Annotated in this window: 36 protein-coding genes; 29 read left to right on the top strand and 7 right to left on the bottom strand. The window is 40.1% G+C overall.

Features of this window, described 5'->3' with window-relative positions:
* On the top strand, window positions 1–94 hold a 94-nt coding region (locus tag EDC51_RS07035; RefSeq protein WP_170169275.1), incomplete at its 5' end, for a YadA-like family protein.
* A 156-nt stretch (window positions 95–250) separates the two neighbouring features.
* Here EDC51_RS07035 and EDC51_RS07030 read toward each other — a convergent pair.
* Complete coding sequence (locus EDC51_RS07030; protein ID WP_025266713.1) at window positions 251–511, bottom strand: YfhL family 4Fe-4S dicluster ferredoxin; 261 nt, start codon at window positions 509–511, stop codon at window positions 251–253.
* A 117-nt stretch (window positions 512–628) separates the two neighbouring features.
* Here EDC51_RS07030 and nadR point away from each other — a divergent pair, with 117 nt between their 5' ends.
* The 3 genes from nadR to EDC51_RS07015 are packed head-to-tail and all read left to right on the top strand — an operon-like array spanning window position 629 to window position 3,434.
* Window positions 629–1,900, top strand: a complete 1,272-nt coding sequence (gene nadR / locus EDC51_RS07025; protein WP_015433448.1) for a multifunctional transcriptional regulator/nicotinamide-nucleotide adenylyltransferase/ribosylnicotinamide kinase NadR — start codon at window positions 629–631, stop codon at window positions 1,898–1,900.
* Window positions 1,897–2,589, top strand: coding sequence for a metallophosphoesterase family protein (locus tag EDC51_RS07020; RefSeq protein ID WP_015433447.1), 693 nt, complete (start codon window positions 1,897–1,899; stop codon window positions 2,587–2,589). Before nadR ends, EDC51_RS07020 begins: the two co-directional genes overlap by 4 nt.
* Window positions 2,589–3,434, top strand: a complete 846-nt coding sequence (locus EDC51_RS07015; protein WP_125135234.1) for a patatin-like phospholipase family protein — start codon at window positions 2,589–2,591, stop codon at window positions 3,432–3,434. Before EDC51_RS07020 ends, EDC51_RS07015 begins: the two co-directional genes overlap by 1 nt.
* A 16-nt stretch (window positions 3,435–3,450) precedes the next feature.
* On the opposite strand, the gene yccS is transcribed toward EDC51_RS07015, so the two are convergent.
* The 4 genes from yccS to EDC51_RS06995 all read right to left on the bottom strand — a co-directional run bounded on the left by yccS (window position 3,451) and on the right by EDC51_RS06995 (window position 7,170).
* Complete coding sequence (yccS, locus tag EDC51_RS07010) at window positions 3,451–5,598, bottom strand: YccS family putative transporter (RefSeq protein ID WP_131928541.1); 2,148 nt, start codon at window positions 5,596–5,598, stop codon at window positions 3,451–3,453.
* Window positions 5,599–5,699: 101 nt separating this feature from the next.
* The gene (locus EDC51_RS07005) at window positions 5,700–5,975 is read right to left on the bottom strand and encodes a hypothetical protein (protein WP_015433444.1); all 276 of its coding nucleotides are present in this window, start codon (window positions 5,973–5,975) and stop codon (window positions 5,700–5,702) included.
* A 30-nt stretch (window positions 5,976–6,005) separates the two neighbouring features.
* On the bottom strand, window positions 6,006–6,470 hold the full coding sequence (locus tag EDC51_RS07000) for an outer membrane lipoprotein (RefSeq protein ID WP_025289881.1): 465 nt from the start codon (window positions 6,468–6,470) through the stop codon (window positions 6,006–6,008).
* Between the two features lie 115 nt (window positions 6,471–6,585).
* Entirely contained in the window at window positions 6,586–7,170 is a 585-nt protein-coding gene (locus tag EDC51_RS06995) for a VOC family protein (protein WP_131928540.1), read from the bottom strand.
* Window positions 7,171–7,208: 38 nt separating this feature from the next.
* Between EDC51_RS06995 and argS the strand changes: the two genes are divergently transcribed.
* The 22 genes from argS to rplS all read left to right on the top strand — a co-directional run bounded on the left by argS (window position 7,209) and on the right by rplS (window position 19,818).
* A complete protein-coding gene (gene argS, locus EDC51_RS06990; RefSeq protein WP_131928532.1) occupies window positions 7,209–8,936 on the top strand; it encodes an arginine--tRNA ligase in 1,728 nt (575 codons plus the stop codon).
* Window positions 8,937–9,068: 132 nt separating this feature from the next.
* Complete coding sequence (rplN, locus tag EDC51_RS06985; protein ID WP_005711998.1) at window positions 9,069–9,440, top strand: 50S ribosomal protein L14; 372 nt, start codon at window positions 9,069–9,071, stop codon at window positions 9,438–9,440.
* Between the two features lie 13 nt (window positions 9,441–9,453).
* The gene (rplX, locus tag EDC51_RS06980) at window positions 9,454–9,765 is read left to right on the top strand and encodes a 50S ribosomal protein L24 (RefSeq protein ID WP_015433440.1); all 312 of its coding nucleotides are present in this window, start codon (window positions 9,454–9,456) and stop codon (window positions 9,763–9,765) included.
* A gap of 17 nt (window positions 9,766–9,782) precedes the next feature.
* Complete coding sequence (rplE, locus tag EDC51_RS06975) at window positions 9,783–10,322, top strand: 50S ribosomal protein L5 (protein WP_025216414.1); 540 nt, start codon at window positions 9,783–9,785, stop codon at window positions 10,320–10,322.
* A gap of 11 nt (window positions 10,323–10,333) precedes the next feature.
* Entirely contained in the window at window positions 10,334–10,639 is a 306-nt protein-coding gene (gene rpsN / locus EDC51_RS06970) for a 30S ribosomal protein S14 (RefSeq protein WP_015433438.1), read from the top strand.
* 36 nt (window positions 10,640–10,675) lie between these two features.
* The gene (gene rpsH / locus EDC51_RS06965; RefSeq protein ID WP_006250025.1) at window positions 10,676–11,068 is read left to right on the top strand and encodes a 30S ribosomal protein S8; all 393 of its coding nucleotides are present in this window, start codon (window positions 10,676–10,678) and stop codon (window positions 11,066–11,068) included.
* A 17-nt stretch (window positions 11,069–11,085) separates the two neighbouring features.
* Complete coding sequence (gene rplF / locus EDC51_RS06960) at window positions 11,086–11,619, top strand: 50S ribosomal protein L6 (protein ID WP_015433437.1); 534 nt, start codon at window positions 11,086–11,088, stop codon at window positions 11,617–11,619.
* 14 nt (window positions 11,620–11,633) lie between these two features.
* Window positions 11,634–11,987, top strand: a complete 354-nt coding sequence (gene rplR / locus EDC51_RS06955; protein ID WP_015433436.1) for a 50S ribosomal protein L18 — start codon at window positions 11,634–11,636, stop codon at window positions 11,985–11,987.
* A gap of 14 nt (window positions 11,988–12,001) precedes the next feature.
* Complete coding sequence (gene rpsE / locus EDC51_RS06950; protein WP_015433435.1) at window positions 12,002–12,502, top strand: 30S ribosomal protein S5; 501 nt, start codon at window positions 12,002–12,004, stop codon at window positions 12,500–12,502.
* A gap of 6 nt (window positions 12,503–12,508) precedes the next feature.
* Complete coding sequence (gene rpmD, locus EDC51_RS06945) at window positions 12,509–12,685, top strand: 50S ribosomal protein L30 (protein WP_015433434.1); 177 nt, start codon at window positions 12,509–12,511, stop codon at window positions 12,683–12,685.
* A 4-nt stretch (window positions 12,686–12,689) separates the two neighbouring features.
* Window positions 12,690–13,124, top strand: coding sequence for a 50S ribosomal protein L15 (gene rplO / locus EDC51_RS06940; RefSeq protein WP_015433433.1), 435 nt, complete (start codon window positions 12,690–12,692; stop codon window positions 13,122–13,124).
* 3 nt (window positions 13,125–13,127) lie between these two features.
* On the top strand, window positions 13,128–14,450 hold the full coding sequence (gene secY, locus EDC51_RS06935) for a preprotein translocase subunit SecY (RefSeq protein ID WP_015433432.1): 1,323 nt from the start codon (window positions 13,128–13,130) through the stop codon (window positions 14,448–14,450).
* Between the two features lie 22 nt (window positions 14,451–14,472).
* Window positions 14,473–14,586 carry a 50S ribosomal protein L36 gene (gene rpmJ, locus EDC51_RS06930; RefSeq protein ID WP_005705974.1) on the top strand — a complete coding sequence of 38 codons (114 nt, stop codon included), beginning with the start codon at window positions 14,473–14,475 and terminating at the stop codon, window positions 14,584–14,586.
* A 137-nt stretch (window positions 14,587–14,723) separates the two neighbouring features.
* Complete coding sequence (gene rpsM, locus EDC51_RS06925) at window positions 14,724–15,080, top strand: 30S ribosomal protein S13 (protein WP_005599322.1); 357 nt, start codon at window positions 14,724–14,726, stop codon at window positions 15,078–15,080.
* 12 nt (window positions 15,081–15,092) lie between these two features.
* The gene (rpsK, locus tag EDC51_RS06920) at window positions 15,093–15,482 is read left to right on the top strand and encodes a 30S ribosomal protein S11 (protein WP_005705959.1); all 390 of its coding nucleotides are present in this window, start codon (window positions 15,093–15,095) and stop codon (window positions 15,480–15,482) included.
* 28 nt (window positions 15,483–15,510) lie between these two features.
* A complete protein-coding gene (gene rpsD, locus EDC51_RS06915; protein WP_025266715.1) occupies window positions 15,511–16,134 on the top strand; it encodes a 30S ribosomal protein S4 in 624 nt (207 codons plus the stop codon).
* Between the two features lie 62 nt (window positions 16,135–16,196).
* Entirely contained in the window at window positions 16,197–17,186 is a 990-nt protein-coding gene (locus tag EDC51_RS06910; protein WP_015433430.1) for a DNA-directed RNA polymerase subunit alpha, read from the top strand.
* A 33-nt stretch (window positions 17,187–17,219) separates the two neighbouring features.
* Window positions 17,220–17,600, top strand: coding sequence for a 50S ribosomal protein L17 (gene rplQ / locus EDC51_RS06905; protein WP_015433429.1), 381 nt, complete (start codon window positions 17,220–17,222; stop codon window positions 17,598–17,600).
* Window positions 17,601–17,850: 250 nt separating this feature from the next.
* Window positions 17,851–18,099 (top strand): 30S ribosomal protein S16, encoded by a 249-nt coding sequence (rpsP, locus tag EDC51_RS06900; RefSeq protein WP_015433428.1) that lies wholly within the window; start codon window positions 17,851–17,853, stop codon window positions 18,097–18,099.
* A 29-nt stretch (window positions 18,100–18,128) separates the two neighbouring features.
* Complete coding sequence (gene rimM / locus EDC51_RS06895) at window positions 18,129–18,656, top strand: ribosome maturation factor RimM (protein WP_025266716.1); 528 nt, start codon at window positions 18,129–18,131, stop codon at window positions 18,654–18,656.
* Window positions 18,657–18,689: 33 nt separating this feature from the next.
* Window positions 18,690–19,442: a tRNA (guanosine(37)-N1)-methyltransferase TrmD gene (gene trmD, locus EDC51_RS06890; RefSeq protein ID WP_015433426.1), complete on the top strand. Its 753-nt coding sequence runs from the start codon at window positions 18,690–18,692 to the stop codon at window positions 19,440–19,442.
* Window positions 19,443–19,467: 25 nt separating this feature from the next.
* The gene (rplS, locus tag EDC51_RS06885) at window positions 19,468–19,818 is read left to right on the top strand and encodes a 50S ribosomal protein L19 (RefSeq protein WP_015433425.1); all 351 of its coding nucleotides are present in this window, start codon (window positions 19,468–19,470) and stop codon (window positions 19,816–19,818) included.
* A 61-nt stretch (window positions 19,819–19,879) separates the two neighbouring features.
* On the opposite strand, the gene EDC51_RS06880 is transcribed toward rplS, so the two are convergent.
* Complete coding sequence (locus EDC51_RS06880) at window positions 19,880–20,242, bottom strand: helix-turn-helix domain-containing protein (protein ID WP_131928531.1); 363 nt, start codon at window positions 20,240–20,242, stop codon at window positions 19,880–19,882.
* Window positions 20,243–20,369: 127 nt separating this feature from the next.
* On the opposite strand from EDC51_RS06880, the gene EDC51_RS06875 reads away from it, so the two are divergent.
* From EDC51_RS06875 to EDC51_RS06865, 3 genes are all read left to right on the top strand, one after another.
* Window positions 20,370–20,780 (top strand): hypothetical protein, encoded by a 411-nt coding sequence (locus EDC51_RS06875; RefSeq protein ID WP_131928530.1) that lies wholly within the window; start codon window positions 20,370–20,372, stop codon window positions 20,778–20,780.
* A gap of 100 nt (window positions 20,781–20,880) precedes the next feature.
* Entirely contained in the window at window positions 20,881–21,498 is a 618-nt protein-coding gene (locus EDC51_RS06870) for a transferrin-binding protein-like solute binding protein (protein ID WP_131928529.1), read from the top strand.
* Between the two features lie 77 nt (window positions 21,499–21,575).
* On the top strand, window positions 21,576–22,823 hold the full coding sequence (locus EDC51_RS06865; protein ID WP_131928528.1) for a surface lipoprotein assembly modifier: 1,248 nt from the start codon (window positions 21,576–21,578) through the stop codon (window positions 22,821–22,823).
* 122 nt (window positions 22,824–22,945) lie between these two features.
* Here the strand turns inward: EDC51_RS06865 and ansB are convergent, their stop codons facing one another.
* Window positions 22,946–23,995: an L-asparaginase 2 gene (gene ansB, locus EDC51_RS06860; protein WP_015433421.1), complete on the bottom strand. Its 1,050-nt coding sequence runs from the start codon at window positions 23,993–23,995 to the stop codon at window positions 22,946–22,948.
* Between the last annotated feature and the right edge of the window lie 49 nt (window positions 23,996–24,044).

Below are 24,044 nucleotides of genomic sequence, written 5' to 3'. Positions count from 1 at the left end.
AAGCGACAACGGTAAAGTTATCTTGAAACTACAAGGTAATGCGAATACCCGTGGAGACTTTGGTGGTTCTGTTGGTGTAGGTTATCAATGGTAATTTCGCCAAAAGAAGATAAATAAGCGAAAACGGAGAGCTTAGGCTCTCCGTTTTTTTATGGGCGGTATAATCGATATTCATGCCAGTATGGCTGTACAAGCTTCTCATATTACACGATTTTTTGCCAAACTTTAGTAAGAAATAACCGCTTGTTGTTTATAGTTTATCTGCGTGATGAATTAATACAAACCGTTCCCAAAGTTGTTCTTCGCTTTCAATATTTTCGGGATCGGTAATAATGCAGTTATTGATCGGGCAAACTTTCTGGCAGGTTGGCGTTTCGTAGTGTCCAACGCATTCAGTGCAGAGTGCAGGGTCAATAACGTAGATTTCTTCTCCCATCGAAATAGCCTGATTGGGGCATTCCGGCTCGCACATGTCGCAGTTTGTGCATTTGTGGGTGATGAGTAACGCCATAGCAAAATGTTTAGTGAAGTTTCCAAAAGGCGGGCATTATCTACGATCCACTATACATTGTCCATTGATAAAACCACTCTTTTAGCCTATCATTTAAACTGAGTTTTTGGGGGAATCATGTCTAATTTTGCTTATCTTCAACACAAGCGTAAACAGCTTAATTTAAAAGTAAACGATATTTGTCAGCAAGCAGGCGTTACTCGAGCCTACTTTAACCAGCTGGTAAGTGGGAAAATTAAAAATCCGAGTGCCGCAAAGCTACAGGCCTTGCATAAGACGTTGGAGATTGTTGATGAGCCTTCTTTGCGTGTTGGTGTGATTTTTGGGAAGTTTTATCCGGTGCATACAGGGCATATCAATATGATCTACGAGGCATTTAGCAAAGTTGATATGCTACATGTTGTGGTTTGTACCGATACTGAGCGCGATTTACAACTCTTCCACGATAGTAAAATGAAACGTATGCCGACCAACGAAGATAGGCTACGTTGGATGCAGCAGATTTTTAAATATCAACAAAAGCAGATCATTATTCATCATTTAAATGAAGACGGTATTCCAAGCTATCCGAATGGCTGGGAAGGCTGGGCAAATCGGGTAAAAGAATTGTTTCAAGAAAAGAATATTCAGCCTAGCATTGTCTTTAGCAGTGAAATACAAGATAAAGTACCGTATGAGCAATATCTTGGCTTAGAAGTTCATTTGGTTGATCCAGAGCGAAGTTCGTTTAATGTTTCTGCGACGAAAATTCGTAATAATCCTTTCCAATACTGGCGTTTTATTCCGAAAGAGGTTCGCCCGTTTTTTGTAAAAACAATCGCCATTTTAGGTGGAGAAAGCAGTGGTAAGAGTGTATTGGTTAGTAAACTAGCTAATGTGTTTAATACAACCTCAGCTTGGGAATATGGGCGAGAGTTTGTTTTTGAGCAGCTTGGTGGAAATGAGCAAGCGATGCAATATTCAGATTACCCGCAAATGGCATTAGGGCATAAACGTTATGTTGATTTTGCGATGAAACAAGCCCATAAAGTGGCAATTATTGATACTGACTATATTACGACTCAGGCATTTTGTATCCAATATGAGGGTAAAGCGCATCCGTTCTTAGATTCTATGATCAAAGAGTATCCGTTTGATGTGACGATTTTGTTGTCAAATAATACCAAATGGGTGGATGACGGCTTACGTAGTCTTGGTTCGCAGAAGCAACGTCAGGCATTTCAGCAGTTGTTAAAAAAATTGCTGGAGAAATATAAAGTGCCTTACATCGAAATTGAATCGCCGAGCTATTTAGATCGCTATAATCAAACTAAACAGATTATTGAAGCGATTTTGAATGAAGAGCCAATTTCATTGACATTTAAAACTGATAACGAGAAGAAAGAATGATACTGTTTGCGGGTGATCCACATGGAAGTTACGCTCATCTTTACCCCTTTGTGCAAGAGCAGGAAAATGTAGCCTTAGTCATTTTAGGCGATTTGCAGCTAACTACGCCAGGTGAGTTAGACCAACTGGCGCAGCACTGTGATATTTGGTTTATCCATGGTAATCATGATAGTAAAACAGTGCAGGCGTTTGATGCAATTTGGGGATCAGAATGGAAACAGCGTAATCTGCATAGCCGAGTCGTTGATATCCAAGGGGTTAAAATTGCAGGGTTAGGTGGCGTTTTCCGCGGGCATATTTGGATGCCTCCTCACCGCCCAATGTTTTTTGATCCAATCCATTATTGTCAATATTGTCCACAGGAGCGTATTTGGCGAGGCGGTGTTCCATTACGCCATCGTTCCTCTATTTTTCCGTCAGATATTGAAAATTTGGAACAGCAGCAAGCCGATATATTGATTACTCATGAGGCACCGCGTCCGCATCCACAAGGATTCTCCGTAATTAATCAACTGGCGCGTAAAATGGGGGTGAAGAAAATATTCCATGGTCATCACCACGATAATTTTGATTACCGTCCAATTAATCGTAATAAAGCTTGCGAGATCTTTAATATTGGCTTTCGTAGTTTAGCAGATATTAATGGTAACTATTTATTGGTTGGCGTAGATGATAGGGATCTCAAATAATGGCAAAAGTAGGCTTAGTACTAGAAGGCGGCGCGATGCGGGGGATGTTTACCGCAGGAGTGCTGGATGTATTTTTAGATGAAGCTATTCAAATTGACGGCATTGTTGCCGTGTCTGCTGGCGCGTTATTTGGGGTAAATTTCCCGTCAAAACAACGTGGGCGGGCATTACGTTATAACCTACGTTTTCTTACTAATCCGCGCTATATTGGGTTCCGTAATTGGTTACGAGAGGGTAATGTAGTTGGGCGAGATTTCGCTTTTTACGATGTGCCATTCAAGCTAGATATTTTTGATAATCAGACATTTAAGCAATCAAAAATCCCCTTTTATGCTACGCTTACTAATGTATCAACCGGCAAAGCAGAGTATCATCAAATTCACGATGTCTTTGAACAAATGGAAACATTACGAGCAACCTCAGCACTCCCTTTCTTTTCTAAGATGGTTGAAGTTAATGGGCAAAAATATCTTGATGGTGCAGAAGCCGATAGTATACCTTTAAATTTTTGCCAACAGCTTGGTTTTGACAAAATTATTGTAGTTTTAACGCGTCCTGCTGATTATCGTAAAGCACCTGCTTTGCAGTGGTTAAATAAATTGGTTTATGGTAAATACCCTAATTTAGTAAACACGATGAATAATCGCTACGCTGATTATAATCAGCGTATTGAACAAATTAATCAATTGGGTGAACAAGGTGATATTTTTGTTTTGCGTCCGTCACAAAAGATAGCGATAAAACGTTTAGAAAATGACCCCAAGAAGATCCAAGCAATGTATGAGCTCGGGATAAGAGATGCAACCGCGCAAATGCCGCTGTTGAAAACATACCTTACAACCTAACCGTGAATGCCCGCTATCAAGCGGGTATTTTTTCATTAAATTCTGCAAATTGTGGTAGTAACTGCACAATCAGTCGTAGTTGCTGTATTAAGACTAGCGACTGTGCATTTAACTGTGTTTTATATGTTTGTTCAAGTTGCTTAATTTGTTGATCTATTTGTTCAATTTCAGTGTGGCAATTTTGTTGCTGAGCAATTCTCTCCAGAATAATTGCAATTAATTTGCTCTGTTTGAAAAATGCGCTGGCAAAATCAATATGTTGGTTGATCTCTGCACCTTCTTGGCGGTGAGCGGCCAGTGCTGAAATATAGCTGAGCAATGTGTAATTGAGCCCTAGTAATGTCGGCGCAATGGTAAGCGTTTTAGAGTATTTTTTTGGCTCTTCTGTAATATGAGAGACTGCGGTGCTTAATGCTGCCGCAGCATTTTGTGCAGCACGCCGTGCGATGCGATAGCTAAAGAGATCTCGATAGCCGAATTGAAGCTGGGCGATAATGTGTCGTAAATATGTCGCACAACTTTGTAAAGATGTTGCCACATTTTGCTGTAAATTGAGGTACTTCCAATCTGGCCACAAATAAGCCACAGCAATCCAAGCAATGCCAGCGCCAAGTAGTGTGTCGAATACTCTGGGTAAGATGGCGCTATTTGCGCCAAAACCGACAACATCAAAACTGACTAGAACTTGAATTGTAATAAAAAAAGTAGAGAAGCTATAGTTATTTGTACGAAACAAGAAAAACAGCGTACTTGACGCCACAATAATGCCCAATTGTGCTTCTAACGTTGGCGAGAGATAACGCAATGACATGCCAACGATCACCCCTAAAATTGTGCCGATTATCCGTTGGATAAGGCGTTTTTTGGTAGCAGAATAATTTGGCTGACACACAAGAATAGCGGTGAGTAAAATCCAATAGCCTTGTTCTATATGGAAGAATTCAACGAGCAAACTGGCGATAAAAACCACTATGGATAAGCGTACGGCATGGCGGAATAATTGTGAGCGAAAATGACATTGGCTTCGCACTGCTTGCAACATATTACGCCAACCTGAAACATTTTCAGCGATCAAGCGGGCTGATTTTACTGATTTTTTGCCATTAGGCGTATGATTTTCTAGCTGGGAAAGTTGTCCTTCAATATGCCGCAGATTATCTATAATAGATTGTAGTTTATGTAGCTGTTGAGCTTTATTTTGTTTATGGAAAGTCATGGAATGGGCTAGCCCCGCAAGAACTCTTTCACCACGAGTATTATGTGTATAAACAGTGTTATGGCGTAATGCGCTGGCAATTTGTTGGCAGGCTATGGCTTGTAATTCCAGAATGCGTTGTAGGCGGAAGATAAGATCACTATTTTGCCAGCCATCAAAAAGTTTTTGATATTCAGAATGGCTTGAACCTGCACGTTCCCAAATATCTTGTGCGGTGAAAAAATAGCGTAACATTTTCTGTGTTCTTAAATGGCGGTGTTGCCCACGTAAGCGGTAAAAAAGTGAGACTCGTGCTTTGTCTAATGTACTCATCACGATGCTATTCGCTTTAGCGAGGGCAAGCTGCTTCTGCGGTAGATTGTCTGTGTCATCAGGATCAAAAAAATCGGCTTTAATTTGTAGATATTGGCTCAGTGCTTCATAGTATTGCGCCATATTTTCTTGTACAGCTCGGTTTGGGAAAAGTAGATAAATAATAACGGCCACAAGCCCATAAATTAGGGTGCCAAATAAAATCAATAGTGTATTTGAATACCAAGCGACATCTGGCGTGTAGCTGAGCGTAGTATAGATAGCCACAAGCAGAGTACCAAATGCAATAGTGCTATAGCGTTGCCCAATTGCGCCTAGCATAATGACAATAAAAGTAATGATTGTGATCAAGGGGATAAATAACCAACTATGTGTAAGCGCAAGCTGTGAGCTAAGTGAAGAAATCGCAAAAGCAATTAAGGTAAATAGTAGGTTTGCAATTCGACCTGTAAGGCGATTATCTAAGTCAGATAAACCAGCGGCAATAATGCCGAGTACAAGTGGCATAGTATGTTGTGAAATATTAAGTTGCCAAATAACGAATGCAGCGAGGTTGGCGGCAAAAAAGATAGGCAATGTGCCAATAAGATTAGCATTTAACCAATATAATGGTAGTTTATGGCGTAAGGTATTCATAATAAGCGGTCGGTTTAGGGCAATATTTTGCAAATACGTAGCTATATAATGAAATAGAAAAAACCCCGAACAGAGTCGGGGCTTATGATTTAAAGACAAGATTATTTAAATTCGTAACGATGAATTGTTTTTAAATCTGCATCTTCATGGTTGTATTCGTCAGTCACGTTCACACGCGCGCCTACAGCGGCGTGAGCATCATATTTACGAGTCATGGTGACTAATTCACCGTTGTCTTTTTGTACAACTAATTCAACAACTTCAGGTGATAAATCTTTGCTCGATAAAATTGTTGCATTGCCTTTTGTCGAGTAAACATCCTGAGTACAAGCCGCCAATGCAGCGCCCATTAATACAACAAGAGAAAGTTTTTTCATTGTGTTTCCTTAAATTTAAAAGGTTAATAATTATAAAAGGGAAACGTTGAGATCGGAGCTAGAGCCTACGATTCTAACACGTTTTCCAGGAACAAAACCGTCCTCTTTCTTTTGAACGACAACGATTTCTTGTCCATCATCTTTGCGAATTACCATTTCTAATGAAGAAACTTGATTCGCTTTTTCTTCTACTGTGCTACCGATCATTGCACCAGCAATTGCACCTACTGCACTTGCTACTGCTGAGCCTCGTCCACCACCGATAGTTGAGCCAGCAATACCACCTAGTACGCCACCACCAACTGTACCAATTGCACCAGAGCTATCCGCTTGGATTTTTACTTCACGTACAGAAACGATAGTACCGTAATTAATAGAACGGGCTTCTTTTGCTTGGTCACCGCGATAAACATTACCACTGTAAATATCCGTATTTGCACAGCCAGCTAAAGTTAAACTTGCCATTAATGCCGCAGCTAATCCAAATTTTTTCATATTCTTTATTCTCCAATAGAGTTAAGGACGCCCAAAACTAGAAAATATCAGGCTATTTATAACACAATGCGATTGTTTAAGACAAGAATTATTGTAATTAGTTGCAGCGTTTAAATTAATTTTGCCGACAAATTTCTTGTATTGAATAAGGATGTAATTTTAGCGCGCAGAAATTATAAAATTCTTTATTAAGCGAAATGGCAATACTTGGGTTTGGCAATAATTCCCCTGCTACCTGAGGCTGACTAATTTTTAGATGAATTTGCAAATTTTCTTGTAAATTCCACCGCTTGCAGCAACGTTCAATCCACTGCTCCACACTTTCATTTTCCTGCATAGGTACGACAATCTCAATATGTTCCCAGCCTTCTTGTGGGTAAGTTTTGCCTTTGGGAAAAGGGAGTTCAATAATAGATACGGATTGTTCGCAAAACATGGGTGGTTGATTGAGGATAAATAATCCGATAGGGCGACCGTTCACCTCGCTTTCTTTTAAAATTGTCGCATCGGTTAATAACATTTCTCGCCATATTTTTGCAGTTTCAAGTTGATTCATTCTAACTGCAAGATGATCGATTTCAAACTGGCTTAAATCAATGCTACAAATTTCAGCGATTTGTTGAATTTTCTGCTCAAATTCAGCCAAATTACCAAAACAAGCGGTCAATTTGTGGGAAAAATCTGCATTTTCTTGTATCATAGACGGCATTTTTCACTTGTTAAAATTAGGAATTTATTTTGAATATTCAGCATATTTTATCTGAAAAAGTAAAATCGGCAATGATTGCAGCAGGGGCGGCAAATGATGTTGAGCCGTTAGTGCGTCAATCTGGTAAAGTGCAATTTGGTGATTATCAAGCTAACGGTATCATGGGTGCTGCGAAAAAATTAGGGTTAAATCCACGAGAGTTTGCACAAAAAACCTTAGAACATTTAGATTTATCCGATATCGCAGAGAAACTAGAAATTGCTGGGCCGGGGTTTATTAACATTTTCTTAAAACCACAATGGTTGGCTCAGAATGCAGATTTAGCCTTACAAGCGGTCAATTTCGGCATAAAAACAGCAAATCCACAAACTGTCGTGGTGGATTACTCTTCGCCAAACGTAGCAAAAGAGATGCACGTCGGGCATTTGCGTTCAACCATTATTGGTGATGCAGTAGTGCGTGCATTGGAATTTATGGGCAATAATGTGATTCGTGCTAACCACGTGGGCGACTGGGGAACGCAATTTGGTATGCTTATCGCTTATCTTGAAAAAATGGAAAACGAACATGCCAGCGCAATGGAATTAAGCGATTTAGAAGCTTTTTACCGTGCTGCGAAAGAGCATTATGACAGCGATGCCGATTTTGCCGAAAAAGCGCGTGGTTATGTGGTGAAATTACAAGGTGGTGATGCGTATTGTCGCACAATGTGGAAAAAGCTTGTGGATATGACAATGAGCCAAAACCAACGTAACTATGAACGCTTAAATGTGACGCTCACCGAAAACGATGTGATGGGTGAAAGCCTTTACAATCCAATGTTACCTGAAATTGTGGCAGATTTGAAAGCACAAGGCTTAGCGGTGGAAGATGATGGGGCGTTGGTGGTTTACCTTGATGAATTTAAAAATAAAGAAGGTGAACCTATGGGTGTGATCGTGCAGAAAAAAGATGGCGGCTTCCTTTATACCACCACTGACATTGCAGCCGCAAAATATCGTTTCCATACTTTACACGCAGACCGCGCATTAGTTTTCTCAGACACTCGCCAAAGCCAACATATGCAACAGGCGTGGTTAATTACCCGTAAAGCAGGTTATGTGCCAGAGAGTTTCAGCCTTGAACATCACAACTTCGGTATGATGCTAGGCAAAGATGGTAAGCCATTTAAAACTCGCACAGGTGGTACGGTAAAACTGGTGGATTTGCTTGATGAAGCCGAAGAGCGTGCGGAAAAATTGATTCGTGAGAAAAATCCAGCATTGAGCGAAACAGAATTGCGTGCAGTGGTAGAAGCGGTGGGCATTGGCTCGGTGAAATATGCTGACCTTGCGAAAAATCGCACGACTGATTATGTGTTTGACTGGGACAATATGCTGAGTTTTGAAGGCAATACTGCACCTTATATGCAATATGCTTATACCCGTATCCGTTCTATTTTTAGCCGAGCGGGGATTGACGCTGACAGCGTTGTTGGCGACATTGCGATCAATGAAGAAAAAGAACGTGCATTAGCGGTTAAATTACTGCAATTTGAAGAAGCGGTATCCACAGTGGCAAAAGACGGGACACCGCACGTACTTTGCCAATATATTTATGAATTAGCTGGCATTTTCTCTTCATTCTATGAGGCTTGTCCAATTTTGAATGCGGAGGAAAATGTGAAAAACAGCCGTTTAAAATTAGCTAATTTAACGGCGAAAACCTTAAAACAAGGGTTGGATTTGTTAGGCATTAAGACAGCTGAGAAGATGTAGTTAGCTTTTTGTTAATTGCTTAAAATCTGCTTGATTAGGGTGCGATATTTGTGATATATTTCGCACCCTATTTGCATAGGGCAAGTAGATTCGTCCCGAAAGGGTGTTTTTTTTATTTAACGGAGCACTAATATGATCCAAGAACAGACTATGCTGGATGTTGCTGATAACTCAGGGGCTCGTAGCGTAATGTGTATCAAGGTTCTAGGTGGCTCGCACCGTCGTTACGCTGCTATCGGCGATATCATCAAAGTTACCGTGAAGGAAGCAATTCCACGTGGTAAAGTAAAAAAAGGTGATGTGTTAAAAGCAGTTGTGGTGCGCACCAAGAAGGGTGTTCGTCGCCCAGATGGCGCTGTTATTCGCTTCGATGGTAACGCTTGTGTAATTTTAAATAATAACACTGAGCAACCAATCGGTACTCGTATTTTTGGACCTGTGACTCGTGAACTTCGTTCTGAGAAGTTTATGAAGATCATCTCTTTAGCTCCAGAAGTACTGTAAGGAGAAGTGAAAAATGGCATCTAAAATCCGTCAAAATGACGAAGTGATCGTTCTTACCGGTAAAGATAAAGGTAAGCGTGGCAAGGTAACTAAAGTGTTACCAAACGGTAAAGTGGTTGTTGAAGGTATCAATATCGTAACTAAACACGAAAAACCAGTTCCTGCATTAGGCAAGGCTGGCGGTTTAGTGAAAAAAGAAGCAGCAATTGACGTATCAAACGTTGCGATCTTTAACCCTGAAACAAATAAAGCTGACCGTGTAGGATTTAGATTTGAAGATGGTAAAAAAGTACGTTTCTTCAAATCTAACGAGAAAACTATTTAATTAACTGGAGTAATGTGATGGCGAAACTGCATGATTACTACAGAGATACAGTAGTTAATGAATTAAAAGCAAAATTCAACTACTCATCTGTCATGCAAGTCCCACGAATCGAAAAGATTACCCTGAATATGGGTGTGGGTGAAGCATTGACCGACAAAAAACTGTTAGATAACGCAGTAGCGGATTTAGCAGCAATCAGCGGTCAAAAACCTTTAGTAACTAAAGCTCGCAAATCTGTTGCAGGCTTTAAAATCCGTCAAGGGTATCCAATCGGTTGCAAAGTGACCCTACGTGGTGAACGTATGTGGGAATTCTTTGAAAGATTGATTACTATCGCTGTTCCACGTATCCGTGACTTCCGTGGTTTAAACGCTAAGTCATTTGATGGTCGTGGTAATTACAGTATGGGTGTTCGTGAACAAATCATTTTCCCTGAAATCGACTACGATAAAGTAGATCGTGTGCGTGGTTTAGATATTACTATCACCACTACAGCGAAAAGTGATGAAGAAGGTCAGGCTTTATTAGCGGCTTTCAATTTCCCATTCCGTAAATAAGGTAGGTTATCGTGGCAAAACAATCAATGATCGCACGCGATGTGAAACGTGCTAAATTAGCTGATAAATTTTACGCGAAACGTCAAGAGCTGAAAAAAATCATTTCTGATGTGAATGCTTCTGACGAAGACCGTTGGGCAGCAGTGTTAAAATTACAAACACTTCCACGTGATTCAAGCCCAAGCCGTCAGCGTAATCGTTGCCGCCAAACTGGTCGTCCACATGGTGTACTTCGTAAGTTTGGTTTAAGCCGTATTAAGGTTCGTGAAGCTGCTATGCGTGGCGAAATCCCGGGTCTTAAGAAAGCAAGCTGGTAATAACCTCTTTTAATTTGGAATCATGGGAGTAAATACATGAGCATGCAAGATCCAATCGCAGATATGCTGACCCGTATTCGTAACGGTCAAGCTGCGAATAAAGTTGCAATCAGTATGCCTTCATCTAAGTTAAAAGTTGCTATTGCAAATGTTTTAGCTGAAGAAGGTTATATCGAAAGCGTTAAAGTTGTTGAGGGTGTTAAACCTGAACTGGAAATTACTTTAAAATATTTCCAAAACAAACCAGTTGTAGAAAGTATTCAACGTGTGAGCCGCCCTGGTTTACGTATTTATAAACGTAAAGATGAATTACCAAAAGTAATGGGTGGTTTAGGTATCGCAGTTGTTTCTACTTCTAAAGGTGTAATGACCGACCGTGCTGCACGTCAAGCAGGCCTCGGCGGTGAAATTATCTGTTACGTAGCATAATAGTGAGGTAGGAAAATATGTCTCGTGTTGCAAAGGCACCTGTTAATGTTCCTGCCGGTGTTGAAGTTAAACTCAACGGTCAGCTATTAACAGTTAAAGGTAAAAACGGCGAGTTATCTCGTGAAATTCACAATGCAGTTGAAGTAAAATTTGATGCTAACGTGTTTACTTTTGCACCAAAAGATGAGACTGCTCAAGCAAACGCTTTAGCAGGTACAACTCGTGCATTAGTAAACAACATGGTTATCGGTGTTACCGAGGGCTTTACTAAGAAATTGCAATTAGTGGGTGTTGGTTACAGAGCACAAATGAAAGGCAATTCTGTTGCTTTAAGTTTAGGTTTTTCTCACCCAGTAGAACACGCTCTACCAGCTGGTGTAACTGGTGAATGTCCATCACAAACAGAAATTGTTCTGAAAAGTGCTGACAAACAGTTGATCGGTCAAGTAGCAGCAGATATTCGTGCATACCGCAAACCTGAGCCTTATAAAGGTAAAGGTGTACGTTACGCTGATGAAGTTGTACGTACTAAAGAAGCGAAGAAAAAGTAAGGTAAGGTAACACTATGGATAAGAAAGTAGCTCGTATCCGTCGTGCAAGCCGTGCACGTCACTTAATGAGAGAGCAAGGTGCAACACGCTTAGTCGTGCATCGTACCCCGCGTCATATCTATGCGCAGGTTATCGCACCAAACGGCTCAGAAGTTTTAGCAGCAGCTTCAACTGTTGAGAAAGTAATTAAAGAGCAAGTTAAATATACTGGTAATAAAGATGCAGCAGCAGTAGTTGGTAAACTCGTTGCGGAGCGTGCTTTAGAAAAAGGTATTAAAGCAGTTGCATTTGACCGTTCTGGTTTCAAATACCATGGTCGTGTGCAAGTATTAGCAGATGCTGCTCGTGAAGCTGGTCTTCAGTTCTAATAGAGGAATTTTAGATGTCAAACATCGAAAAACAAGCTGGTGAACTGCAGGAAAAGCTAATCGCGGTTAACCGTGTATCAAAAACCGTAAAAGGTGGTCGTATTATGAGTTTCACTGCTTTAACAGTAGTGGGCGATGGTAACGGTCGTGTAGGTTTTGGTTATGGTAAAGCTCGTGAAGTTCCAGCAGCAATCCAAAAAGCGATGGAAAAAGCTCGTCGCAATATGGTTAATGTCGCGTTAAAAGACGGTACATTACAACACCCTGTTAAGGGTTCTCATACTGGTTCACGCGTATTTATGCAACCAGCTAGCGAAGGTACAGGTATCATCGCAGGTGGTGCAATGCGTGCAGTATTAGAAGTTGCAGGTGTTCACAACGTACTTTCTAAAGCGTACGGTTCAACCAACCCAATTAACGTTGTTCGTGCAACTATTGATGCACTTGCAAATATGAAATCACCTGAAATGGTTGCTGCGAAACGTGGCAAAACCGTTGAAGAAATTTTGGGGTAATTGAATATGGCAAAAATTAAAGTAACTCAAACTCGTAGCTCTATCGCTCGTTTACCGAAACATAAAGCAACGTTGAAAGGCTTAGGTCTTCGTCATATTCGTCATACTGTTGAGTTGGAAGATACTCCAGCTATTCGTGGTATGATTAATCAAGTTTCTTACATGGTTAAGGTTGAGGAGTAATAGAATGCGTTTAAATACTCTCTCTCCAGCTGAAGGTGCTAAACACAGTGCTAAACGTCTTGGTCGTGGTATTGGTTCTGGTTTAGGTAAAACTGGTGGTCGTGGTCATAAAGGTCAAAAATCTCGTACCGGTGGTAAAGTTCGCCGCGGTTTCGAAGGTGGTCAAATGCCTTTATACCGTCGTTTACCAAAATTTGGTTTTACTTCATTAAAATCATTCCATGTTGCTGAGATTCGTTTAGATGAATTAGCAAAAGTAGATGGCAATGTAGTAACCTTAGAAGCATTAAAAGCTGCTAACGTAATCACCAAAGATATTTTATCTGCAAAAGTTATTCTTTCTGGTAAAGTTGAGAAAGCATTCGTAGTAAAAGGCTTAGGTGTAACCAAAGGTGCTAAAGCTGCTATCGAAGCTGCTGGTGGTTCTATCGAGGAATAATAAATGGCTAAACAACCAGGTTATCAAGGGAATACTCAAAAAAGTACTGGTGAATTAAAATCTAGATTATTGTTCGTATTAGGTGCATTAATCGTTTTCCGTATCGGTTCTTTTATTCCTGTTCCTGGTATTGATGCTTCAGTATTATCCGATTTAGTACAGCAACAAAAAGGCACCATCATTGATATGTTTAATATGTTCTCTGGTGGTGCTTTAAGCCGAGCGTCTATTTTTGCGTTGGGTATTATGCCTTATATTTCTGCGTCAATTATTATTCAGCTATTGACGGCAGTTCATCCTGCATTGGCTGAATTGAAAAAAGAAGGTGAAGCAGGAAGACGTAAAATCAGTAAATATACACGCTATGCAACGTTATTATTAGCATTTATTCAGTCTATTGGTATTTCTTTGGCCCTTCCAGGAATGGTACAAGGATTAGTTCCTAATCCAAATGTCTTATTCTATGTGACGTCTGTTGTCAGTTTAGTGACAGGGACAATGTTCCTTATGTGGTTAGGTGAGCAAATCACCGAACGTGGTATTGGAAACGGCATCTCTCTCATTATCTTTGCAGGGATTGTTGCAGACTTACCTTCCGCTATCGGGCAGACAATCGAACAATCACGTCAAGGTGAAATTTCTTTACTTGTCTTATTACTAATAGCTGTTATAGCATTTGCTGTAACGTATTTTGTTGTCTTTGTTGAACGTGGACAAAGAAGAATTGTTGTAAACTACGCAAGTCGCCAACAAGGTAGAATGATGGCTCCCGCGAGATCATCTCATTTACCTTTAAAAGTAAATATGGCTGGTGTAATTCCAGCAATCTTCGCATCGAGTATTATTCTATTCCCTGCAACAGTTGCACAATGGTTTGGCTCAAGTGAAGGTTTTGAATGGTTATTTGATTTATCTCAGCTGCTTCAGCCGGGACAGCCTTTATATATCATTCTATTTACGATGGCAGTTATCTTCTTTGCATTTTTCTATACAGGAATGCAATATAATCCTCGTGATACTGCGGATAATCTGAAAAAATCAGGTGCGTTTGTACCAGGTTATCGACCAGGCGAGCAAACTTCTCGTTATATCGATAAAGTAATGACGCGTTTGACCTTAATTGGTGCGTTATATATTACCTTTGTTTGTTTGGTTCCTTATATCATTACATCAGTTTGGAAGGTCTCTTTCCAATTAGGTGGTACTTCATTACTGATTGTTGTGGTTGTTATTATGGATTTCATCGCACAGGTTCAAAGTCATTTAATGTCATTACAGTATGACTCTGTGTTGAAGAAAGCCAATTTGAAAGGCTTAGGTCAATAAGACCTTAAGAAAAGGATAAGCAATGAAAGTTCGTGCTTCAGTAAAAAGAATGTGTCGTAACTGTAAAGTTGTTAAACGTGAAGGTGTTGTTCGTGTAATTTGTAGCGACCCTAAACATAAACAACGTCAAGGTTAATTTGATAAATTTCTTGCAAAGAACCTGCTGAGCAGTTATACTGCTCAGCTCATTTCGTCCTGATATGCTGTTTGAGTATCCTGAAACGGGCTTTTCAAGATCAGCATATCAATAACTTTAAATAATAGGAGTGCATAGTGGCCCGTATTGCAGGCATTAACATTCCTGATCAAAAACATACTGTAATCGCTTTAACTGCAATTTATGGTATCGGTAAGACTCGTGCAAAAGCTATCTGTGCTGCAACGGGTATTGCTGAAGATGTAAAGATCAGAGAATTGTCTGAAGAGCAGATTGAAAAACTGCGTGAAGAAGTTGGTAAATTTACTGTCGAAGGTGATTTACGTCGTGAAGTAACTTTAAGCATCAAACGTCTTTTAGACCTTGGTTGCTACCGTGGTTTACGTCACCGTCGTAGTCTCCCTGTACGTGGTCAACGTACTAAGACTAATGCGCGTACCCGTAAGGGTCCTCGTAAACCGATCAAGAAATAATCGGAGTAAATAATGGCTAAAACACCAGTTCGCGCACGTAAGCGCGTTAAAAAACAGATCGCAGATGGCGTAGCTCATATCCACGCATCTTTCAATAATACAATCGTGACTATTACTGACCGTCAAGGCAATGCTCTAGCATGGGCTACTGCTGGTGGTTCTGGTTTCCGTGGTTCTCGTAAATCAACTCCGTTTGCTGCACAAGTTGCTGCTGAACGTTGTGCCGAAATGGTAAAAGAGTTCGGTTTAAAGAATTTGGAAGTTATGGTTAAAGGTCCGGGTCCAGGTCGTGAATCTACAATCCGCGCATTAAATGCAGCAGGTTTCCGTATCACGAATATTACTGATGTGACTCCGATTCCTCATAACGGTTGTCGTCCACCGAAAAAACGTCGCGTGTAATTGACGTTAGGATAATTGGAGAAAGAAAATGGCAAGATATTTGGGTCCAAAACTCAAGCTAAGCCGTCGTGAAGGTACCGATTTATTCCTTAAATCAGGTGTTCGCGCGATCGAGTCAAAATGTAAAATTGATACCGCACCAGGTCAACATGGTGCTCGTAAACCTCGCTTATCTGACTACGGTAGTCAGCTTCGTGAAAAACAAAAAGTTCGCCGTATCTATGGTATTTTGGAACGTCAATTCCGTAACTACTATAAAGAAGCTAACCGCTTAAAAGGCAATACCGGTGAGAACTTATTAGTATTGTTAGAAGGTCGTTTAGACAACGTTGTTTATCGTTTAGGTTTCGCAGCAACTCGTGCAGAAGCTCGCCAATTAGTGAGCCACAAATCTATCGTAGTAAATGGTCGTGTTGTAAACATCCCTTCATATCAAGTTTCTGTTGATGATGTCATTGCAGTGCGTGAAAAATCTAAAAAACAAGCACGTATCAAAGCTGCATTGGAATTAGCTGCAAGTAACCGTGAAAAACCGACTTGGTTAGAAGTTGATGCAACTAAAATGGAAGGTGTATTTAAACGCACTCCAGAGCGTTCTGATCTATCAGCAGATATTAATGAACATCTGATCGTTGAGCTTTACTCTAAATAATAGTTAATTTTTTAATTACATTATTTTTAGTTATTAAAGCTTAAAAGCAAAGAGAGGATAAAATGCAGGGTTCTGTAACAGAATTTTTAAAGCCCCACTTAGTGAATATTGAACAGGTTAGTTCAACTCACGCAAAAGTGACCTTAGAGCCGTTAGAACGTGGCTTTGGCCACACCTTAGGTAACGCACTTCGTCGCATTTTACTTTCGTCTATGCCTGGTTGCGCAGTTACAGAAGTAGAAATTGATGGTGTATTACATGAATACAGCAGCAAAGAAGGCGTACAAGAAGATATTCTTGAAGTATTGTTAAACCTTAAAGGTCTAGCGGTAAAAGTGCAAAATAAAGACGATATTATTTTGACACTAACTAAATCTGGGATTGGCCCTGTAACTGCAGCCGATATCACCGCCGATGCTGATGTTGAAATTGTGAACCCAGATCACGTTATCTGTCATTTAACAGATAAAAATGCCTCTATTAGCATGCGCATTCGTGTACAGCGTGGTCGTGGTTATGTGCCAGCATCTGCTCGTGTACATTCACAACATGAAGATCGTCCAATCGGTCGCTTATTAGTCGATGCTCGTTTCTCACCTGTAGATCGTATTGCTTACAATGTTGAAGCTGCTCGTGTTGAACAACGCACAGACTTAGATAAGCTTGTTATTGAGATGGAAACTAATGGAACATTAGATCCAGAAGAAGCCATCCGTCGTGCTGCAACGATTTTAGCAGAGCAACTCGCTGCATTCGTTGATTTGCGTGATGTTCGTCAGCCAGAAGTGAAAGAGGAAAAACCGGAGTTTGATCCAATTCTTCTTCGTCCAGTAGATGACTTAGAGCTGACAGTTCGTTCTGCTAACTGTTTGAAAGCAGAGACAATTCACTATATCGGTGATTTAGTCCAACGTACGGAAGTTGAACTACTTAAAACCCCTAACTTGGGTAAAAAATCTCTTACTGAGATTAAAGATGTACTCGCTTCTCGTGGCTTATCACTGGGTATGCGCCTTGAAAACTGGCCGCCTGCAAGTATTGCAGAAGACTAGTTTCGGTATAGATTTTCTAAGAAGGAATAGGTTATGCGCCATCGTAAGAGTGGACGTCAATTAAACCGTAACAGTAGCCATCGCCAAGCGATGTTCCGTAATATGGCAAGTTCTCTTGTTGAACACGAAATCATCAAGACTACGTTACCAAAAGCGAAAGAGTTACGTCGTGTAGTTGAACCATTAATCACATTAGCAAAAGTGGATAGCGTTGCTAACCGTCGTTTAGCTTTTGCTCGTACTCGCAACATCGAAACCGTTGCAAAATTATTCAATGAATTAGGTCCACGTTTTGCACAGCGTGCTGGTGGTTACACCCGTATCTTAAAATGTGGTTTCCGTGCAGGTGACAATGCGCCAATGGCTTACATTGAGTTAGTTGATCGTCCTGAAGTTGCAGAAGCAGCGGAATAATCTCTAAATTAGATTGAAGCAAAGCCCCGATAGAACTATCGGGGTTTTGTTTTTATGATTTATAGCATTCTTATTATTAATAAGAGTAAAAATAATTTAGTCAAAAGCGTGATTAAGGGAGTATTTCTTGTTTTTTTGCAAAAAATCTGTATAATCCGACCGCTTGTTTTCCATTTTGAGAGAGCAAGTTCACGCCCTCACCTCGAACGAGGGTTTTTCTTTTTACTATCATTTATTTTTAAGGAACGTTATGGTAACCATTCGTTTAACTCGTGGCGGAGCTAAAAAACGCCCATTCTATCAAATCGTGGTTGCGGACAGCCGTAGCCCACGTGACGGTCGCTTCATCGAGCGTATCGGTTTCTTCAACCCAATCGCAGCTGGTCAAGCTGAGCGTTTACGCTTAGATGTGGCTAAAGTAGATGCATGGTTAGCAAAAGGTGCATCACTGTCTGACCGTGTTGCAGCATTAGTGAAAGAAGCGCGTAAAGCAGCTTAATTCCACAAATTTAATAATAGGTGGCGAAAATGAGCGAACAAAAAATTGAAACTGTCGGTAAACTAGGTTCAACCTATGGGATCCGTGGTTGGTTACGCCTTTATTCTTCCACCGAATACCCAGAAAGCATTTTTGACTACCAGCCGTGGTTCTTAAAAATTAAAGGGCAATGGCAGGGCGTTGAATTAGAAAGCTGGCGTTATCACAACAATGATTTGATTGTGAAACTCAAAGGCACAGACGACCGTGAAACCGCTCAGCTCTTAACCAATGCCGAAATCGGCGTGGATTTGAGTGTCTTCCCTGAGTTGGAAGAAGGCGATTACTACTGGCACGATTTGATCGGCTGTTCAGTGGTAAACGAACAAGGTTACACAATGGGCGTGGTTGCTGAAATGATGGAAACAGGTTCAAATGATGTGTTAGTGGTACGCAATAGCGGTAAAGATGCTTTCGGTAAACAAGAACGACTTATTCCGTTCTTATATGAACAAGTAGTTAAAAGAGTAGATCTCACCACCAAAACCATTACGGTGGATTGGGACGCTGGTTTCTAACCTCAGGTATGCAGTGAGCTTTTAAGGAACATTATGTGGATTGGCATAATCTCGCTCTTCCCCGAAATGTTTAAAGCAATTACTGAATACGGGGTAACAGGCAGAGCCGTAAAACAGAATCTGTTGCAAGTACAAACGTGGAATCCTCGTGATTTTACCTTTGATAAACATAAAACGGTGGACGACCGTCCTTATGGCGGTGGGCCGGGAATGTTGATGATGGTGCAGCCCTTGCGTGATGCAATAAAATCCGCAAAAGCGACCGCTTGCAAACAGGGTGGAGAAGTTAAAGTGATTTATCTTTCTCCGCAGGGACGTAAACTAGATCAAGCTGGCGTAGAAGAGTTATCCAAAAATCAAAATTTAATTTTGGTTTGTGGTCGCTACGAAGGTATTGATGAAAGATTGATTCAAACTGAAATTGATGAGGAATGGTCAATCGGTGATTATGTCCTAACAGGGGGAGAATTACCTGCAATGACATTGATTGATGCTGTTGCAAGGTTTATTCCGGGCGTATTAGGCAAACAGGCTTCCGCGTTAGAAGATTCTTTTGCAGAAGGGTTATTAGATTGCCCACACTATACCCGCCCCGAAGTGTTAGATGGTTTGGAAGTGCCACCCGTGCTGATGTCGGGACACCACGAACAAATTCGCAAATGGCGGTTGGAACAATCGCTAGAACGAACGTGGTTAAGACGCCCTGAGCTATTGGATAGCCTAGCTCTGACTGACGAACAAAAGGCGTTGCTGAAACAAATCAAACAGCGACACAAACTCAGTTAATTCTAGGATTTAGAAGGTTTTTATAATGAGCAACATTATCAAACAAATTGAACAAGAACAGTTAAAACAAAACGTACCTAGCTTCCGTCCAGGTGACACATTAGAAGTGAAGGTATGGGTAGTAGAAGGTAGCAAAAAGCGTTTGCAAGCGTTCGAAGGCGTGGTTATTGCAATTCGTAACCGTGGCTTGCACTCTGCATTCACATTACGCAAAATCTCAAACGGCGTAGGTGTTGAACGTGTATTCCAAACTCACTCACCAGCAATTGACAGCATCGCTGTTAAACGTAAAGGTGCGGTACGTAAAGCGAAACTTTACTACTTACGTGAGCGTAGCGGTAAATCTGCACGTATCAAAGAGCGTTTGGGCGACTAATTATCGCTTTGATGTGAAAAGAAAGGCTTGGGATCTCCAAGCCTTTAATTCTTTTAATAAATTATTTTGTTTTTAACAACTCAATCACCTCTTTCAACGCAGTAATTTCATTCTCTTTAGCTTCTAACAACAATTTCAATTTCTCATTTTCCATTGCCACAATTTCATTTACGCCAACATAATTATGGTTATTTGTGTTATCCCCAATAGAAAAAAAGAAAGAACGATCATTTTGGGCAATCAATTCCACGACATCAATATTAAAAATCTGAGCAATCTGTTTTAATTTATCTAGGGTTAAATTAGTTTTACCGTGTTCAATTTTGGCATAACCTGTAGGCGACATTTCTAATTTTTCCGCCATCTCTTCTTGCGACCACTGATTGATTTCTCGCATTACTCTGATTTTATCATGGACTTCCATTTTTATTTCCTAATTGTTTGATTTTAAAGACTATTTGTCAGATTTTGATAACCGATAGTTTATGGTTTATGAAATGTTAGCAGTATATCATTCTTTACTGTTTAATATGCAATCTATAGGTGAACTTATGAACAAATTACTTTCTTTGGCATTATCTGTAAGCTTATTGTCTGCTTGTTCTTCTCAATTTGTAGGAAATACAAGTTTAAGAGATACCCACAACAGTATAATTGACCAAAAAATTATTCCGAATGAAACCACTAAACAGCAAGTAAGAGAAATGTTTGGTGAACCAACGAAAACTGAAACTAGACCCTATGATTTGAGTGAGATTTGGACATATGATGCATATGATGAACATACAAACTATGTCCCAACAGCACTGTTTCCTATCACTTTACCATTAAGTATTGTGTTTGGGCATAATTTAATGAGACCAACGGTAAAAAAAGAAAATCAAAAGCAATTACGTATTCAATTTGAAAACAACAAGGCAACAAAATTTTCTACTGCAGTAGATAATAAGAACTGGTATTAATGCAAAGACTATTTGTCAGATTTTCTGACTTTTAGTTTATGGTTTAGTAAACGGTGTGAGTATATCATCTTGACGTTTTTTATCCAACTTAGGAGTAACTATGCAACGTCATTTTCTTAAATCTTTATTTGCAACAGCAGTCATCGTCGGTTTAACTGCTTGTGGTTCTAGCGGTGGTGGTTCAGGCTCTGCGACAACCCCTGATGGTGATACAATCAATTTATCAGGTAGCCCACAAGGTACAATTACAGCAGATACTACCTATGGCAACTTAACAGGGCAAAATAACCCAAATTCATTCTATGGGGTATGGCAACACAATAGTGGTTCACTCTATCAATTGCGTTATCAAGGCACAGAAGCAACCAATATTCCGACTTCTGGTAAAGCAACTTATGTTGGTGATGCTATTTGGTTAGGTTCACTTTCTAATTCTTATCGTCAAGGTGGAACAACCACATTAAATGTGGATTTTGGACAAAAAACCGTAGATGGCAAAATTGCATTTAGTTTGTTAAATGATGGTCGTTCTCGTGATATTACACTTCATCAAACCACACTTAATGGGACAAAATTTAGCGGGCAAGCCAGTGTATTATTAAACAGCAGTGGTACTCATAAAGGAGCTTTATTCGGAAATGGGGCAACCGAAGCAGCTGGGCTGGTTAATTTTGCTAATGATAGTTCTCTTGATGTTAGCTTTGGCGGTAAACGTTAATCGCTATTTTCAATGATATAAATCTGTATTTTGAATCAAACTGTTGCTCAAAATGCAGATTTTTTCTTAATTATTCAATGATGAAAAAAGCACTTCTTTCCATTTTTCTTATCCCCTCTCTGCTTTTGGCACAAGAAACGGAGAGCAGTTATCGTGTCGCGGAATTAAAGCAAGATCCTGCGACAACAGAACGTTTGTTAATTTTTGCTTTGCAAACAGAGCAATGGTTTTCAGTAAAACGTTTATTGGCTATTTATTCGACGTTTTCCCAAACAGATCAGCGACTTGTCAGTTACGCTAACATTCGCCTTGCCCAGCAGTCATTTTTTAATTACCGAAATCGTGAAGCACGCAAAGCATTTCAAGCGGTGCAAAATCAGGCAAATGTAGCCAATGAAGAACGAGAAATTGTTGAGCAGTATTTGAGTGTGATTGATAAACGAGAAAGCTGGCAATTTTCAGGGCGGGTGAATTATGTTTATGACAAAAACGTGAATAAAACCTCATCAGATCATCATATTGAAGATACAGGGTTTATTAAAGGCGAGGGAATGTTACCTCAAAAAGCACACGGTTTTGCTTATTCGGCAGAAGTGGAGAAAAATTGGAATTTAAACGGTTCACACAATCTCAATTTTGCCAATGAAATCAGTGGAAAAAGCTATTGGGATAACCATGATTATGATGAATTAAATAATCGTACCTATTTGGGATATGCGTTCCAAAATGCCCAATATCGTTGGGCAATAAGACCATTTTATGAACGTCAATGGCTTGGCAACCATCGCTATAATTGGGCAAATGGGGTGAGAATGGAATATCGCCAAGCCTTTGCAAAAAATTGGCAAATTTCTACCGCTTGGGAGTTTAGCCAGCCACGTTATTTTAAACAGCAAGATCGTAATGGCACAATTAAATTAGCTTCGGCTACACTTGTTTATGCGTTTAGTGAAAAAGGTTATCTCTATTTAGGCACGGATTTTATCCGTGAACAAACAAGGGAAAAACAGTACAGCAATGATCTAAAATCATTGCGTGCAGGGTGGAAACAGACGTGGGGTTATAGTATTAGCACACAATTAAACGGCTCAATTTCACTACGACAATATAAAGATTTTGCCTCTTTGGGTGGGATTTTGCCATTAAATGCAATTCGCCGAGATAAAATCTACACAGCAAATTTAACGCTTTGGAAAAATAATTGGCATTGGTATGGATTTACCCCGAAGGTTCAATGGCGATGGAAACGGCAAAGTAGCAACATTCCATCTATGTTCTCTTATTCGGATAACTATGTGCAGATGCTAATAGAGAAAGCGTTTTAAACTGAATTAAAAGCTTGGAAGCTTGAGTGGCTCCCAAGCCTTTGGGGTTTAAGCGGTTATCTTTTCGATAAATCTTGCAAAATTATCGAAAAATTTACCCGCTTGTTGAGTTTCTTTCAATGCTAAAAATCTTCAAAGAATTGTTGAATCGTTGCAATATCATTTGTTTGTGTTAAAGCAAGTTGTAGTAATACCCGAGCTTTTTGAGGATTGAGTGTGCCTGAGGCAGCAAAACCTAACTTGCTGTCATCTACTTCTGCATCTCTCGTGGTATAACCTGTTGGTACGCGAGACGAACGTACTACAGCTATGCCTTTTTTCGCCGCTTCTTCTAAAAGCGCAAGATTTGCCGCATTCATATTTCCATTACCCACACCAGCAATAACGATTCCTTTATAACCAGCATCTAATAAGGCTTGGAGAGGTTCAGTAGGCATATTCGAATAGGCATAGATGATACCTACTTTCGGTAGTTCGCTTAATTTATCAACGTTGAATGGAGTATTTACGGTATGCTTGCTTTCAGGAGAACGCTCATAATCTACTTTGCTATTATGAATATAGCCGAGAGAACCAAAATTTGGTGAGCTAAATGTGTGCACGGCGGTTGTACTGGTTTTGGTCACATCTCTTGCCCCCAAAACGGTATCGTTCATCGCAACTAACACACCACGTTTTGCTGATTTTGGATCTTTGGCAACAACAATTGAATTGTATAAATTCAATGGGCCATCAGCACTTTTTTCTGTAGCAGGTCTCATAGCCCCGACTAGTACTACAGGTTTTTCGCATTTAACGGTCATATCCAAAAAGTAAGCCGTTTCTTCCATGGTATCTGTACCGTGTGTAATCACAAAACCATCAGTATCTGCACATTGCTGATTAATTGATTTTGCTAGTTTTAGCCATACTTCATCAGACATATCTTGTGAGCCAATTTTGACAATTTGTTCTCCTTTGATATTGGCTAATGTTTTCATTTCAGGTACTGCTTCGATTAAGACATCAATATTTAATTGCCCTGCTTGGTAAGCACTACTATTAGCATTTTGCTGGCTACCAGCAATGGTTCCCCCTGTTGCTAAAATAGTAATACTAGGCAATTCTGTTGCATTTACACAGGTTAATGCGCTGGCTAAAAGTGCAGAGAGTAATAATTTTTTAAATTTCATATAAACTCCTTAAAGGTAAAAAAGCGAGCTGATCGTACTGTTAAATGCA

The organism is Bibersteinia trehalosi (assembly GCF_004346205.1).
Lineage (GTDB): Bacteria > Pseudomonadota > Gammaproteobacteria > Enterobacterales > Pasteurellaceae > Bibersteinia > Bibersteinia trehalosi.
Note: the sequence above shows the minus strand (reverse complement) of the source record. Positions and strands in the feature narration are given on the sequence as shown.